The sequence below is a fragment of the Halarcobacter bivalviorum genome, assembly GCF_003346815.1.
In the GTDB taxonomy this organism is placed as follows: Bacteria; Campylobacterota; Campylobacteria; order Campylobacterales; family Arcobacteraceae; genus Halarcobacter; species Halarcobacter bivalviorum.
In genome coordinates this window covers 693,543-708,921 of record NZ_CP031217.1, presented here as the reverse complement: position 1 = coordinate 708,921, position 15,379 = coordinate 693,543, and the positions used below count along the sequence as shown (strand labels likewise).

11 protein-coding genes are annotated in these 15,379 nt (G+C 26.0%); 7 read left to right on the top strand and 4 right to left on the bottom strand.

Features of this window, described 5'->3' with window-relative positions:
* The first annotated feature begins 18 nt into the window (after positions 1–18).
* The 3 genes from ABIV_RS03545 to ABIV_RS03535 all read left to right on the top strand — a co-directional run bounded on the left by ABIV_RS03545 (position 19) and on the right by ABIV_RS03535 (position 4,852).
* On the top strand, positions 19–1,905 hold the full coding sequence (locus tag ABIV_RS03545) for a sensor histidine kinase (protein ID WP_114838588.1): 1,887 nt from the start codon (positions 19–21) through the stop codon (positions 1,903–1,905).
* 5 nt (positions 1,906–1,910) lie between these two features.
* Positions 1,911–2,570 carry a response regulator transcription factor gene (locus ABIV_RS03540; RefSeq protein ID WP_114838587.1) on the top strand — a complete coding sequence of 220 codons (660 nt, stop codon included), beginning with the start codon at positions 1,911–1,913 and terminating at the stop codon, positions 2,568–2,570.
* 182 nt (positions 2,571–2,752) lie between these two features.
* Positions 2,753–4,852: a methyl-accepting chemotaxis protein gene (locus tag ABIV_RS03535; RefSeq protein ID WP_228254330.1), complete on the top strand. Its 2,100-nt coding sequence runs from the start codon at positions 2,753–2,755 to the stop codon at positions 4,850–4,852.
* A 10-nt stretch (positions 4,853–4,862) separates the two neighbouring features.
* Here the strand turns inward: ABIV_RS03535 and ABIV_RS03530 are convergent, their stop codons facing one another.
* Positions 4,863–6,767 (bottom strand): sensor histidine kinase, encoded by a 1,905-nt coding sequence (locus tag ABIV_RS03530; RefSeq protein ID WP_114838586.1) that lies wholly within the window; start codon positions 6,765–6,767, stop codon positions 4,863–4,865.
* A 110-nt stretch (positions 6,768–6,877) separates the two neighbouring features.
* Here ABIV_RS03530 and uvrC point away from each other — a divergent pair, with 110 nt between their 5' ends.
* From uvrC to ABIV_RS03515, 3 genes are read left to right on the top strand one after another with little or no spacing between them, the layout of a single operon-like run.
* Positions 6,878–8,731 carry an excinuclease ABC subunit UvrC gene (uvrC, locus tag ABIV_RS03525; RefSeq protein WP_114838585.1) on the top strand — a complete coding sequence of 618 codons (1,854 nt, stop codon included), beginning with the start codon at positions 6,878–6,880 and terminating at the stop codon, positions 8,729–8,731.
* A 3-nt stretch (positions 8,732–8,734) separates the two neighbouring features.
* Positions 8,735–9,757 carry an alanine racemase gene (locus ABIV_RS03520; protein ID WP_114838584.1) on the top strand — a complete coding sequence of 341 codons (1,023 nt, stop codon included), beginning with the start codon at positions 8,735–8,737 and terminating at the stop codon, positions 9,755–9,757.
* Positions 9,758–9,768: 11 nt separating this feature from the next.
* Positions 9,769–10,434: a tetratricopeptide repeat protein gene (locus tag ABIV_RS03515; protein ID WP_114838583.1), complete on the top strand. Its 666-nt coding sequence runs from the start codon at positions 9,769–9,771 to the stop codon at positions 10,432–10,434.
* Between the two features lie 4 nt (positions 10,435–10,438).
* Here the strand turns inward: ABIV_RS03515 and mgtE are convergent, their stop codons facing one another.
* Both mgtE and ABIV_RS03505 read right to left on the bottom strand, forming a co-directional pair.
* The gene (mgtE, locus tag ABIV_RS03510; protein ID WP_114840437.1) at positions 10,439–11,806 is read right to left on the bottom strand and encodes a magnesium transporter; all 1,368 of its coding nucleotides are present in this window, start codon (positions 11,804–11,806) and stop codon (positions 10,439–10,441) included.
* A 2-nt stretch (positions 11,807–11,808) separates the two neighbouring features.
* Positions 11,809–12,780: a zinc transporter ZntB gene (locus ABIV_RS03505; RefSeq protein WP_162917971.1), complete on the bottom strand. Its 972-nt coding sequence runs from the start codon at positions 12,778–12,780 to the stop codon at positions 11,809–11,811.
* 76 nt (positions 12,781–12,856) lie between these two features.
* Between ABIV_RS03505 and ABIV_RS03500 the strand changes: the two genes are divergently transcribed.
* Entirely contained in the window at positions 12,857–14,641 is a 1,785-nt protein-coding gene (locus tag ABIV_RS03500) for a mechanosensitive ion channel domain-containing protein (protein ID WP_114838582.1), read from the top strand.
* Here ABIV_RS03500 and ABIV_RS03495 read toward each other — a convergent pair.
* On the bottom strand, positions 14,631–15,344 hold the full coding sequence (locus tag ABIV_RS03495) for a 2OG-Fe(II) oxygenase (RefSeq protein ID WP_162917970.1): 714 nt from the start codon (positions 15,342–15,344) through the stop codon (positions 14,631–14,633). The genes ABIV_RS03500 and ABIV_RS03495 overlap by 11 nt on opposite strands.
* Positions 15,345–15,379: the final 35 nt, after the last annotated feature.

Below are 15,379 nucleotides of genomic sequence, written 5' to 3'. Positions count from 1 at the left end.
ATATGACTACAATAACAAATGTATAATTTTTTTGTTACATTTGTTGTTGTAATTGCAATCAACCTACTAATCCCTTCTAAAGCTTATAGCTCACATTTTACACATGATATTGAACATCATATTTTAGATGAAATCTTTTATTATAAAGATAATACTTCAAATAAATCAATATCAGATATTATTAAAATAAATAAATGGCAAAAAAGTACAAATATATCTTTTGGATATTCCAAAGACCCTTTTTGGATTAAACTTGATTTCAAAAGCTTAGAAGATAAAAATAAACATTTTTTAGTATTTCATGACTATTTAATAGATAAGGTTAATATCTATTATGTAAAAGATAATAGTGTAAAAAAAGAATTTACTTGGGGTTTAAAAAGTGATTCAAATAAAAATGCAATTCATTTTAGAAAAGCTTCTTTCCCTTTAGATAATGAGCTTGATTCTATTTATTTAAAAGTTCACAGTCAAAACTATCCTATTACATCAAATGTAGAGTTATATGATGAAATAAACTTTTATAAAATGATGGGCTTTGATACAGCACTTACAAATATATTTTTTGTAATAATCTTTCTTATGCTTTTTTATCATGCTTTTTTATATTTTATTACAAAAGTAAAAATATATATTTACTATTCTGTTTATTTAATTTTATTAATTATCACAGCCTCTTTTTCAACTAATTTTATTCATTTATACCTTTTAACCGAACCATTAAGTAATCTACAAATATCTATTTTCCAATTTATTGGGTTATTGATGATTTTCTCTTTGATTTATATTATGAAACCATTTTTAAAAATAAAAGTTCTTTGTGAAAAAATTTTAAATATAAATATATTACTTCTATTTTCACTCTTTATTATAGGAAGACTCTATTTATTAATAACAAACAATATAAGTGAAACTCTATCTTTATTATTAAACTTTTCATTTATTTTACTAATTGCAACAGTGATTTTTATTCTTTTAAAAACTTATAAAAATTCACTTTTTTCTTCTATTTCAATGATAATTTGGTTTCCTTTATTTTCAATGTTTTTACTTTTTGCATCAAATCAATTTTTTGTTTTTGTAGACCCTTTATTAATTGAGTATTTATTAAAATTTGTTTTTATTTATGAGACTATTATTATCTCACTTATTATTGCTTATAAAGTAAAAAATCTTGAAGAGAAAAGTATTCAGCTAGAATTAAAAGCTAAAGAGAATGAGATTTTTATGTTAAGAACAACAAAACTTGCAGCAATGGGAGAGATGATAAATAATATTGCTCATCAATGGAAACAACCTCTTGCAAGAGTAAACTCAATTCTTTTTGATATGAATTATTCTATTGAAAAATGTACTAAACAAGATTTTCAAAAAGCTATTGACTTAATAGAAAATGAAGTAATTGAAATGTCAAAAACAATCTCTAGTTTTTCTCAATATTTTCATCCTAAAAAAGTTATAACTTTTTTTAAAATAAGTGAAGTAATTGAAGAACAAATTAAATATTTTACAAGTGACTTTAATAAAAATCAAATAGAACTTTCTTTAAACTACGAAAATGATATTTCAACTGAAGGTTATAAAGAAGAGTATTCACAAGTAGTTTCTGTAATTCTTCAAAATGCTATTGATAGTTTAAAGACAAACAAAGTTAATAATCCTAAAATTACAATTTATATACATAATAAAGAAAATTTACCATTATTAGAAATAGAAAATAATGGAGAAAAAATAAAACAAGAGGATATTAATAGAGTTTTTGAACCATACTTTACAACTAAAAATGATAAACACAATAATGGTATTGGTTTATATATGTCAAAAATGTTAATTGAAGATGGAATGAAAAAAAGACTATTAGTTGAAAATACAAAAAATGGAGTTAAATTCTCTATATTAGGATAAATAATATGAATATGCTTTTTCTAGAAGATGATGTAATTATTAGAGATGGTTATAGAAATTATCTAAAAAACTATTTTAATGAGATATATGAAACTAGTCGGGCAGAAGATGCTCTTGATATAGTTGGAACTAAAGATATTGATTTTATGATTGTAGATATAAATTTGGAAGAAATGGATGGTCTAACTTTCATAAAAAAAATTAGGGAAAAGAATTTAACTTGTCAAATAGCTATTTTAAGTGCTTATGATAATAAAGATTTTCTTATTAAAGCAATTCCACTTAATTTAGTAACATATATGGTTAAACCTGTAAAAAAAGAAGAGTTTATTAAAACAGTAGAGACTGTTATTTCAAGAAATACTATTTTAAACTCAATCACTTTAGAAAATGACTATATCTGGGATAAAAGTCTTAAAAGACTAACTTGTGATAAAAAGATTATAAAATTAACAAAAAATGAATATATTTTATTTGAACACTTCTGTAATAAAGAGCAATTAAAGTTCTCTTTAGAAGATGCTTTTAATGAAATTTATCCTAATGATTTTTATAATGAAAATAAAATTAGAATGATTATAAAAAGGCTAAGACAAAAAACTTTTAATGAAATTATAGTAAATGACTATAATCTTGGTTACAAATTCAATTATAAACTCTCATAAAAAATAAATTTTACTAATTTTTTTATTATTAATTAACTTTTAAATTAAGTAAAAAGCCCTCAGCTATTAGCTTTTGTTTGGGCTTTATCTTAAAAATTACCTAATCATTTTAATTGTTATCTACATGACCTATTTTTGACTTTATCCTTTTATAAAATATAGAAAAAAAAGTAAGGATAATTATGACAATTAAGAATAAATTAATATTTTTAACTATGTCTGTATTGGCGGGTTTTATCACTTTAGTTTTAACAGAAACCTACAAAGAGAGTAAGATTAACACTCTTAATAAAGCTTTTTTATCTATTGAAGAGATAAAAATAAGTGAATTAGAATTAAGAAAGAGTGAAAAAGACTTCTTACAAAGAAATGAATTAAAATATGTAGAAAGATTCAATAAAAGCTACAAAGAATTAACGCAACAAAATAAAGAGATTCTTGTTACTTTAAATGACTTAGGAATGGAAACAAAAAACATTCTTAGCTTTATTGAAATTAGTAAAAAATATAATGAAATTTTTCAAGAGATTGTAAAAATTGATTTAGTTATTGGTCTTGATGAAAATAGTGGTTTAAGAAAAGAGTTAAGAGCTAGTGTTCATAAAGTACAAGAAGATGTAAAAAGTTCTAATGATTATATTATGCTTACTTCTATTCTTGAATTAAGAAAAGATGAAAAAGACTTTTTCTTACGAAAAGATTTAAAATATGTTAAAAACTTTGAAAAAAATATAAATAAACTTATTTCAAATAGTTCGAATGAAGAGTATAAAAAAAACCTTCTAAACTATAAAAATAGCTTCTTAAAAGTTGTAAACTTTGAAGAACAAAAAGGTTTAACTGTACATGATGGACTACTTGAAAATCTAAGAAAAACCATTCATTCTACTGAGACTGTTTTGGAAACATTACATGATACTATTGTTGCAGAAACAGAAGAGAAATCATCTTTTTTCAATACTTTGACAATAATAATTATCTTACTTAATATTTTAGTTATTATCTCTATTTCTTATTTTATTTCAAAAGATATAATTAAATCACTTAAAACTTTTCAAGAAGGTCTATTATCATTTTTTGCATATCTAAATAGAGAAAATGATGAAATTATTCATTTAAATGATACAAAAAATGATGAGTTTTCTCAAATGGCTAAAGTTGTAAATAAAAATATAGAAAAAGCAAAACACAATATAGAAGAAGATAAAAAACTAATTGAAGAGACAATTTTAGTATTATCTGAATTCGAGAATGGAGATTTATCTCAAAGATTAAAAACTACTGTTTCAAATCCTGCATTACTTGAACTAAAAGAAGTATTAAACAAAATGGCAGAAAAATTAGAATTAAATATAGCAAATATTTTAAAAGTTTTAGACCATTATTCAAACTACAACTATCTATCAAAAATAGATGAAAATAGTTTAAAAGAACATCTTTTAAAACTAGCTACAGGAGTTAATAATTTAGGGGATTCTATTACAAGTATGTTAATAGAAAATAAAGCAAACGGATTAACCCTTGAAAAAAGTTCAAATATTTTATTAAGAAATGTAGATAAGTTAAATAGAAGTTCAACAGATGCAGCAAGTTCTTTAGAAGAGACAGCAGCAGCATTAGAAGAAATTACAAGTACAATTAGAAATAACAGTGAAAGCATTTCAAAGATGTCATCACTTTCTACTGATGTAAAGGCTTCAGCAAGTCAAGGAATCAACTTAGCTAATAAAACAGCACAATCAATGGAAGAGATAAATGAACAAGTAACACTAATTACTGAAGCAATTTCAATTATTGACCAAATTGCTTTTCAAACAAATATTCTTTCACTAAATGCAGCAGTTGAAGCAGCTACTGCTGGAGAAGCTGGTAAAGGATTTGCCGTTGTTGCAGCTGAAGTTAGAAATCTTGCTAATAGATCAGCTGAAGCGGCAAATGAGATTAAAACTTTAGTAGAGACTGCTACAAGTAAAGCAAATGAAGGTAAAAATGTCTCTTCTTTAATGATTGAAGGGTATTCACACTTAAATGAGAATATTAATCAAACTACTAATCTAATTTCAAATGTTGAAACTGCTTCAAGAGAACAATTACAAGGAATTGAACAGATTAATATTGCAATTAATCAATTAGATAAACAGACACAAGAAAATGCAATGATTGCAGCACAAACAAATGATGTAGCAATTACAACAGATAAAATTTCTAAATTAATCGTAACAAATGCAAATGATAAAGAGTTTAAAGGGAAAGAAGAAGTAAAAGCTAAAGAAGATATCTAAAAAAGGTGAATTATTCACCTTTTTTAGGAAGTTCTATTCTAAATAAAACTCCTTGATAACCTTCTGCTTCTATATACATATCAGAGTTTTCTACAAATACTCTTCCTTTTAAATATTTTGTAACAATTTCTCTAACAATATATAATCCTATTCCTGTACCTACTGATTGATGTTTTGTTGTGAAATATGGTTCAAAAATTCTATCCATAATCTCTTCAGAAATTCCACCTGCATTATCTGCTATTTGGATAATTATCTTCTCATCTTTTTCATAGATTTCAATATTTATATATTTTTTATATGAAAATTCATTTGCCAAAAAAGCATCTTTTGAGTTGTTTATAATATTTATCATTGCTTGCAGTAAAATATTATCAACCTCTTCTAAATAAAGTTCTTCACTTAAGTCTAAAGTTAATTTAATATCATAATTTTTTAGTGTTAAGTTCAAAATCTTATCAATTTTTTCTTCTAAAAGTTTATATGTAATAAAACTTTTACTCTCATTTGGTTTTAAAAAATTTCTAAAATCTTCAATTGTTTGTGATAAATATTCTGTTGAAACATTTAAAAGTTCCATATTTTTATCAAAGCTATTTTTATCTAACATATTCATATCATTTTGCATTTTCATACCAGTTGCAATAGATCTTATCACACTTAAAGGTTGTCTCCATTGGTGAGCAATATTAGATAACATCTCTCCCATTGCAGCCATTTTACTTTGTTGCATTAGATATTTTTCTTTTTCTCTTAAACTATTTTTATATTTAGTAAATTTTTCAGTTAAAAGTTTTGAAAGATATAAAGAGAATAACAAAGTTAAAAGAAGCATTACTGCACAAATAAAGAAAAACTCTTTTAACATATACTCTTTTTTCTCAAGAAGAAACTCTTTTTTCTGTTCTAATTGCTCATTTAAATCATTGATATAAAAGCCTGTACCAATAATCCAACCCCATTGAGAGAAATCTTTTACATAAGATATTTTTAGATTGTTTAAAGTATTTTCTTCTTTGATTTTTGGTGTATATTCTATAAAACTATTACCTTTTTTTGTCTCTTCTACTATTCTATTTATCAAGCCAATATTTAAAGAATATATTTCATTCTTATCATAAGAAAACTCTTCATTTAAATATACTTTTTCATTTTTATAATCAATTACAAAAAAGTAACTCTTTTTAGAAGAAGAAAACATTTTTAGATTATTTAAAAACTCTTCTTTTTCAATATCTACAAAATCATCTATATACTCGCCCGTACCGATAATACAATTGTAAGGTTCAAAATATTTATAAAAACTTATCTTTCTAAAAGGCTTATCATCTTTATCATTTTTATACCAATAATAAGTATCGAAACTTTCACTTTTATTGTTTATTGTTTCAATAATCTTTTGTACAAACTTATATCCTGTAATATCTTTGTATGCTGATAGATTTTGTCCTTCAAGTTGTTTATTTAAAGGTTGAAGAAGTTTTGTTCCCTTTTCATCATCTATAAAAAAGTACCCTCTTCCATTGTTATAAATAATACCACCTAATGCATTTTTAATAGTTTGAAAGACATGCTCTTTTTGATGAATACTATTATTATGGGGAGTAATCTCATGCTTATAAATATTTGTTGCTAAAGAATGAGCTTCATAAACTCTACTTTTAAGCTCCTTTTTTAGCCTATCTTCTGAGCTTATTTTCTTCTCTTCTAAAATAGAATAAACCTTTTCAACCTCATATTTAATTCTATTTTTATTCTCTTCAAAATATGTTTGAGAGAGTAAAGCTATTTCATTTTTATAATTTTTATTGATATTGTAAAGAACCACTTGTACAATTATGATAAAAAACAGAATATTTAAAACAAAAGGGGTATATTTAATAAAAAAAATTATTCTCTTAGAGCTTGTTTCCATCTTATAACTTTATAATACTTTTTAACACTATTATAGCAAATATTTAAGTCACAAATAAGTCACATTTACTTTTACAAAATTACAAAGCTTCTTTTAGATAAAATCCAAAAATGAATTTAGAAGAGAAATTAAAGCAACTGCCAAACGAAGCAGGAGTTTATCAATATTTTGATAAAGATGGTCATTTACTCTATATAGGTAAAGCAAAAGTACTTAAAAACAGAGTTAAATCATATTTTAAATTTACTCCTTCTTTACAACCAGCAGAAAAGCTAGGTCCTAGAATTTATAAAATGATTACAGAGGTAGTCTCTTTAGAGTGGATTGTTGTACCAAATGAACATGAAGCTTTGATTTTAGAGAACTCTTTAATTAAACAATTAAAACCTAAATACAATATCTTACTTAGAGATGATAAAACCTACCCTTATATAATGCTTGATAATAGTGAACTTTTTCCTAGACTTGAAATAACAAGAAGAGTTCATAAAAACAATAATATTAAATATTTTGGTCCTTATTCAACAGGAGCAAGAGATATGCTTGATTCAATTTATGAGATAGTTCCTTTAGTACAGAAAAAATCATGTATTAAAGGAAAAGAAGCTTGTCTTTTCTATCAAATAAAAAAATGTCATGCACCTTGTGAAGGTAAGATTTCTACGGCAGAATATGCAAAGTTAGTTGATGAAGCTTGTGAATATATCTATAATAAAAATAAACTAATAAGTAAGCTAAGTGAAAAGATGATGCAATATTCAGATGAATTTAGATTTGAAGATGCTATGAAATTAAGAGATAGAATAAAATCAATTGAAAAATCTCAAATCAAATCAGGAATAGATTTAGCTTCAAACGAAGACTTAGACCTTTTTGCAATAAAAGCTGGTACAAAAAAAGGTGTAGTTGTAAGAATGTTTATAAGAGATGGGAAAATAACCTCTTCTTCTTATGATTTTATAAAATTAGACTTTTTAGAAGATAATAAAGATATTGACTTAAATGAAGCATATCAAAGAGCAATAGTAAATTATTATGATAATGAAATCCCCCTACTTCCAAAAGAGATTTTAATTGCACAAGAAATTGAAGAAAAAGAAGAGATTGAAGAGTTCTTAAAAACAAGATTTAATAGAAATATTAAAATCATAAACCCTAAAAAAGATAAGAAAAAAGCTTTAATAAATATTGCTTTAAATAACTGTGATGAACTTCTTAGAATTGAATCTTCAAAAAATCAAACAACTATTTATGATGAGTTAAAAGAGTTATTTAATCTACAAACTCTACCATATTTAATAGAGAGTTTTGATAACTCCCATATGATGGGTCAAGCAACTGTTGGAGCTATGGTTGTTTGGAATGAAGAGCTAAATGCCTTTGATAAAAAACAGTTTAGACACTATAACTTAGAAGCAAAAGATGAATACTCACAAATGAGAGAGATGCTAATAAGAAGAGTTGAAAGTTTTGAAAAAAATCCTGCTCCTGATTTATGGATAATTGATGGTGGAGAGACTCTATTAAAACTTGCCTATGATATTGTTCAATCTGTGGGAGTAAACTTAGATATTATAGCTATTGCAAAAGAGAAAGTAGATGCAAAAGCTCATAGAGCAAAAGGTGCAGCTAAAGATATTGTTCACTATAAAGATAGAAGTGGTGAAATTAGAAGTTTAAAACTACGAACAAGTGATCAAAGACTACAATTTATACAAAGACAAAGAGATGAAGCACATAGATTTGTTATAAACTTTCATAAAAAACAAAAAAGAAAAGAAGATAAACAAGTTTCACTTTTACAAATAAAAGGTATTGGTGAAGCAAAGGTTAAAAAGCTACTACTTTACTTTGGAACTTTTGAGAAAATAAAAGAGGCTTCAATAGAAGAATTAAAAGAAGTTCTAAATGAAAAAGATGCTATTTTACTAAATAATTATTTCCAGAATAATCAAGAGGATTAAGACTTGGCAAAAATCGTTTTAAATAAAGAAAATTATTTTCATAACTTAAAAATAATTTCTGAACAAGCAGGTTCAAAAGATAAAATCGCAGTGGTTTTAAAAGATAATGCCTATGGTCATGGACTTGTAGAAATTGCTTCAATGGCAAAAGAGTTTGGAATTAAAAATGCAGTTGTGAGAACATGTGAAGAAGCTAAAAAAATTGAGACATTTTTTGAGCAAATCTTAATCTTGGCTGATACTACTTTTCACACTTATTCACATTCTTTTCACATAGTTGTGAATAGCCTTGAACAACTTGAAAAAGTACCCGAAAATACGAATGTTCACTTAAAAATTGATACAGGAATGCATAGAAATGGAATTTCAATAGAAACTCTAGAAGAGGCTATTCATGGTACTTTAAGGAAAAATTTAAACTTGACAGGAGTAATGACTCACTTTAGAAGCGCAGATATTTTATCATGTGAATTCTTTTGGCAAAAAGAGAATTTCAAGCGCGCAAAAAACATAACTGTGAACACATGTGAAAAACTTTTTTTACCAATTCCGAAGTTTCATTCAGCTAACTCTTCAGCTTTATTTAGATTTAAGAATTACCAAGAAGATTTAGCTCGAGTTGGTATTGCACAATATGGTTATTTAGAGTCAGATTCTATCTTTGATAATCCAGATTTAAAACCTGTAATGTCTCTTTGGGCACAAAGAATTTCTAGTAGAAAAATAACGAAAGGTCAAAGAGTTGGTTATGGAGGAATTTTTACTGCAAAAGAAGATATGGATGTATCAACTTATGATGTTGGATATGGAGATGGCTTCTTAAGATTAAATGGTAAAAAAAGATATACTACTCCTAAAGGATATGAGATATTAGGAAGAGTATCAATGGATAATTGTTCTATTAACTCTAAAGATGAAAAAGTATGTATCTTTGATGATGTTAGACAATTAGCAGAGATTCATGATACAATAACTTATGAAATAACTACAACACTTAATCCAAATATAGAAAAAGAGATTATATAAAAGAGTAAAAAATGAAACACCTTATCTTAACTATTTTAATTACAAGCTTTGCCTTTAGTCTTAGTTTTGAAGAAGTAAGAGAGATAGAGAAAGAAAAAGGTGTTTTAGAAGCTCTAAGCTCTTATAGAGTTTTAGCTAAAAGAGAGGATACTAATTCAATCTTTAGACTTGCAACTTTATATTTAAAAGGGGAAGGGGTACAAAAAAGTATCTCAACTGCAAAAATCTTTTTAGAACAAGGCAGTTTACTTAATCATCATAAATCAACTTACTTTTTAGGAAAACTCTATATTAATAAGAAGTCTCCTTATTTTGATGAAAAACTAGCTTTCAATACTTTTTTAAAAGCAGCAAATGATGGATATGCACCTGCTCAGAATATGATAGGTCAATTTTTAGCAGCAGGAATTGCTGTAGATAAAGATTATAAACTAGCTATTAAATATTTTGAATATGCTTCTAAACAAGGGGATGAAGATGCCCATTGTAATCTTGCTTTTATGTATGCAAATGGAAAAGGAGTATTTCCAAACTTTGGAAGAGCACATCAGTTTGCCAAAGAGGGAGTTAAAAACGGAAATAAGAAGTGCATAAAAGTTTGGGAGACTTACAACCTTGAAAAATATGATGAAGACAAGGGTTGGAAGTTTAACTTTTATACAAAACCTTCTAATTAACGAGTTATAATAGAATAATTGTTGCTAGACCTAAAAAGCTAAAGAAACCAACTACATCTGTAACTGTTGTTAAAATTACAGTAGAACCAATTGCAGGGTCAATTTCAAACTTTTCTAAAAGTATAGGAATAACTGCACCAAAGAAACCTGCACTAAATAAATTTATAACCATTGAAATAGCAATAACTACTCCTAAAAGAGGCATCTTAAACCATAAAAAAGCTATCACACCAATTACGAAAGCAAAAAGAAAACCATTAAAAAGTGAGATTATTACCTCTTTTTTAATAGTCTTCTTTGCATCTGTATAAGAGATATCTCCTAAAGCCATTTGTCTAACTGTTACTGTTAAAGTTTGTGTTCCTGCATTTCCTCCCATTGAAGCAACAATAGGCATTAAAACAGCTAAGGCAACTAAAGATTGAATAGTTGAATCAAACAGACCAATAACAACAGAAGCTAAAATAGCTGTAACTAAGTTTATTCCTAACCAAAAGGCCCTATTCTTACCAATAAGATACATACTCTCTTCTTGCTCTGCATCATCATTAACCCCAGCAAGAGAATATAATTGTTTAGTATCTTGTTCTTGAATTACATCATGAATATCATCGTGAGTAATTCGTCCAACTAATTTATTATTATCATCAACAATTGCAATTGCACTTAAGTTATAGTTTGTAAACATATCAACAACTTCAGAAATATCTAAAAGGTGACTACTTGAATATGTTTTTATCTTCTCTTTTGGTAAATCATCAAAAGTTAAATCTCTATCAAATACAATTAACTCTTCAAGACCAATACTTCCAATAAAAGTTCCATCTTTTTCTGTTAGATAAGCATGAAAAACATTATCTAAATACTCTTCTTCTTTTAGCTTTTTTAATCTTCTTAGTGCCACATCTATTTTTTCATATAAAGATACGGAAAAAAGCTCACTTTGCATATATGAACCAGCTTCATTATCCTCATATGAGTTAAGTTTTTCAATAACTTCTTTATCTTCTTCATCAAGTTTAGAAAGAATAGTTTGTGCTGCTTCCTCATCTTTTTGAGAAATATTATAAATAAGTTCAGAGGCATCATCACTATCCATTTTAGAAGTAATATTTGCAACTTTTTTACTACTAATTACTTCTGGAATCTCTTCTTGAACATAAGTTGGCATTTCACAAAGAATTTCTGCAAAAAGTTCACTTGGAATTTTTTTACACAGACTCTCGTATTCTTCATGATTTAACTCTCTTAATCTTAATAATTGTTCAGCTAAATCATAAGGGTGAATATCAAAATTCTCTCCCTTTTTATAATCTTCTATTGCTTGAAATAAAAACTCTTTAATCTCTTCAAAATCTTTTAATTCTTCCATCTTTATATCCATTTAAATTTTTTTAATAAGTAATACTGAAATACTCCTACCACAGCTAAAATACCAGAAAAAACCATAAAAGCATTTGAATTTTCAGTTCCAGGTAAACCTCCAACATTTATACCAAAAAGACCAGTTAAAAAACCAAGAGGTAAAAATATTGCAGAGATTATTGATAATACATACATTCTTTGGTTCATCTCTTCACTAACTTTATTTAATAACTCTTCTTGTATTAAAGTTACTTTGTCATTTACTGAGTCTAACTCTTCAATATATCTAATTAGTTGGTCAGTTATCTCTCTTAGCTGGATTTTATCATACTCATTAAGCCATGAGATTTTATCGTGATATAATTTATACATAGCTTCCCTTTGTGGAGCTAGATATCTTCTTAGTGATATTGCTTCTCTTCTTATCTTTGAGATTTCTGTTCTTAGTTGAATACTACTTGATTCTAACATCATCTCTTCTACTTCACTTGATTTATCTTGTAAATCCTCAATAGTTCCTTCCATTCTTGAAGTAAGCCTATCAGTAAGAGATATTAAAAACTCTGCACTATTCTCAGGTCCTTTATTTTTTTCAAAACTATCCAAAATATCTTTTACAGAGAGTAAATCTCTTTTTTTTGTACTTATTATTAAATCTTCACTAATAAAAAGTCTAATTGAAATCATATCTTCAGGATTTGAGTTTGCATTTAAATTTACTCCCCTTAAAGCTAATAAGATAGAATCATCAAAAACTGTTGTTCTAGGTCTTGTTTCAGCAGTTAGCAAGGCTTCACTTGCGATTGGATCAATTCCACTTTTATTGCTTATCCACTCTATTGCTTCTTGGCTTGAATAGTCAAAATGAACCCATAATAATCCCATCTCTTTATTATAATTTTCTATTTGCTCAAAAGATAAGGTTTTAGCACCTCCTTTTTTATCAAAAATAACAGCATGAGATAATCCATTTTGTTTCACTTTCTATTCCTTTAAAATATTAAACATCTATTTTGCTTTTGTATTATATTATAATAAAAAAATTCTAAGGTTTATAATGAGATTTATTTTTATTTTTTCTTTACTTTTCTCTTTTTGTCTTTCAGCTGCAATTGATACAAAACTTTTTGATACAAAAGAGAACATTCAATATTTTGAAAAAATTGAACAACAAATAGAAAACTCTTTAAAAAAAGAGGAAAAACCTCTAAAAATAATAGAAGATGAAAGAAAATATCTAGAAATTTTAAAAGAAGCAAATGAAAAAGTTGTTTCTATAAAAGAGTATAAAGATACGCAAATTGAAACTTCGAATGAAGCAATTGAAGCTATGAAGTTTTTAGTTGATTTAGATAAAAAAGAGGATGAAGATAAAGAGTTATCTTTTGAAGTACAAGAAAACTTATCTTATCTAAAAAAGAGAATTGAAAATATCTTAGAGATTGAAAAAAATAGACTGTTGATTTATCAATTACAATTTGCTTATAATAAAATAGAAAAAGCTAATCTTGATAAAAAAATCTCTTTATATGAAAAACATAAAATAGAAATTTTAAATAGAATTGATGGCTCTTTAAATGATTTAAGAATTGAAAAAGAGAGTACTCTAACAACAAGTATTAATAAAAATAACAATGAAATAAATAATTTTGAAGAGAGTATTAACTCTTTAAAAAACTCTCTTCAACGAGAGAGATTAAATGATAATACAAAAACTATTCTTGAACTTGAAAAGAAGATTAACTTAGTAGATAAAAAAAGAGAAAATCTACTTATTTCAAATATCTATTTATCTTCAAAAAAACTTCTACTTTTTCTAAAAGAGAAGAATGAAGAAGCTTATCTAAAAGAGTATAGATTTTTAAACTCAATTATTCTTGAAGTAAATGAGTACAAATATTTAAAAGAGGCCTTTGCCCACCTTGCAAAAAAGAGGTTAAATAATACGAAACTTGCCCTAGCAACATCAAATATAAAAATCTCTACTTTTTTTGATTCAATAAAAGCTTTTTTTGATACTAGCTTAGTAGTTTTTAATGAACAAGCCATAACTCCAATGAGTTTAGTAAAAGCCTTTATACTTATTATCATAGGGATTGTAATAGGGAAAATCTACAAAAGATGGATTTTTAAAATCTCTTCAAAATGGCCAAATATAAGTGAAATGTCATTAAAAATCTCTTCAAATGTTGGTTTTTATCTAATTATTTTTATTACTTTTATAATAGCTCTTGGAAGTTTAGGAATTGATATGTCCTCAATTTCACTAATCGCTGGAGCTTTATCTATTGGTATTGGGTTTGGACTTCAAACTGTTGTTTCAAACTTTATTTCTGGAATTATTCTAATGTTTGAAAGAACAATTAGAATTGGAGATGTTATTGAGATAAGTGATCTTTTAAAAGGTACAGTAACAGATATTAGAGTAAGGTCAACTACTGTTAAAACTTTTGATAATATTGATATTGTTGTGCCAAACTCATCTTTTATTCAAAACAATGTTATCAACTGGACTTTAGAAGATAAATCAAGAAGACTTCATGTTCCTTTTGGTGTTGCTTATGGAACAAAAATTGAAAAGGTAAAAGAAGTTGTTTTAGAAGAGTTATTAAATAGCAGTTTAACTTTTATCAGAGATGATAAAGATAAACAACCAGAAATTAGATTTGAAAATATGAATAATAGTAGTGTTGATTTGGAGCTTCTTGTTTGGATAAAAACAAACGATAGAGTTACTCCAAATGCTTTAAAATCAGACTTTCTACTTCTTATTTATAATACATTATATAAAAATAATATAGAAATTCCTTTCCCTCAATTGGATTTACATATTAAGAAATAAGAGCATCATGCCATTGAACTAAGCTCAATCTGTAACCACTTTTTACCTCTAAAACTTCATGGGTAAAATAGGGGTTACTTAAAAAGACAATCATCTCTCCAGCTTTAGGTTTATATTTTATAACATCACCCTTTTCATCAAAAAGAAAATTAAAAACTAATTCTCCTCCACTAAAAGTGTTATACTCTTTCTTTTCCTCATCACATGAAGAAGCAAAAAGAACAGTAGTAATTTTTCTGTTAATTGCTACATTTTTAAAACCTATAAGCTCTTCATCTTTATAAATCATATTTGAATCATCACTGTGTGCTTTATAAAAAGAGCCTTCTTGATACTCTAAAACCTGTACTTTTGTACTTGTAGTAAGAGCTAAAGAAAAATACTCTTCTATTTGTTTTTGGCACTCTAAAAATCTCTTTGTATAGATATTTTTATACTCATCTGAAAGTTTATAAATTTTTGTTTTTCTAATACTTTTATCTGTATAGTTTAAATAGTTCTCTTTTTTGATTTTTGCATCAATAAAATCATCTTCTTTTTTGACACTTTTTATAATATCATCACATATTGTTTGAGATAAAAAATCTTTTATAATTAAAAATGGATAATCATAATAGGGATTGGGAAGTAGTTTTATTTCAAAATCAAAATCATTTAATCTTCTATCACAGAAAACATAATTACTAATTTGATCTAATTTCAAGTTAGTTCCTAAATTAAAGTTAAGCACGCAATTAT

What these genes read in the sequence shown, in the direction of transcription:
- ABIV_RS03540 (WP_114838587.1), top strand. Translation starts at nt 1,911, where the DNA reads ATGAATATGCTTTTTCTAGAAGATGATGTAATTATTAGAGATGGTTAT.
- ABIV_RS03545 (WP_114838588.1), top strand. Translation starts at nt 19, where the DNA reads ATGTATAATTTTTTTGTTACATTTGTTGTTGTAATTGCAATCAACCTA.
- ABIV_RS03515 (WP_114838583.1), top strand. Translation starts at nt 9,769, where the DNA reads ATGAAACACCTTATCTTAACTATTTTAATTACAAGCTTTGCCTTTAGT.
- uvrC (WP_114838585.1), top strand. Translation starts at nt 6,878, where the DNA reads ATGAATTTAGAAGAGAAATTAAAGCAACTGCCAAACGAAGCAGGAGTT.
- ABIV_RS03535 (WP_228254330.1), top strand. Translation starts at nt 2,753, where the DNA reads ATGACAATTAAGAATAAATTAATATTTTTAACTATGTCTGTATTGGCG.
- ABIV_RS03530 (WP_114838586.1), bottom strand. Translation starts at nt 6,767, where the DNA reads ATGGAAACAAGCTCTAAGAGAATAATTTTTTTTATTAAATATACCCCT.
- mgtE (WP_114840437.1), bottom strand. Translation starts at nt 11,806, where the DNA reads ATGGAAGAATTAAAAGATTTTGAAGAGATTAAAGAGTTTTTATTTCAA.
- ABIV_RS03500 (WP_114838582.1), top strand. Translation starts at nt 12,857, where the DNA reads ATGAGATTTATTTTTATTTTTTCTTTACTTTTCTCTTTTTGTCTTTCA.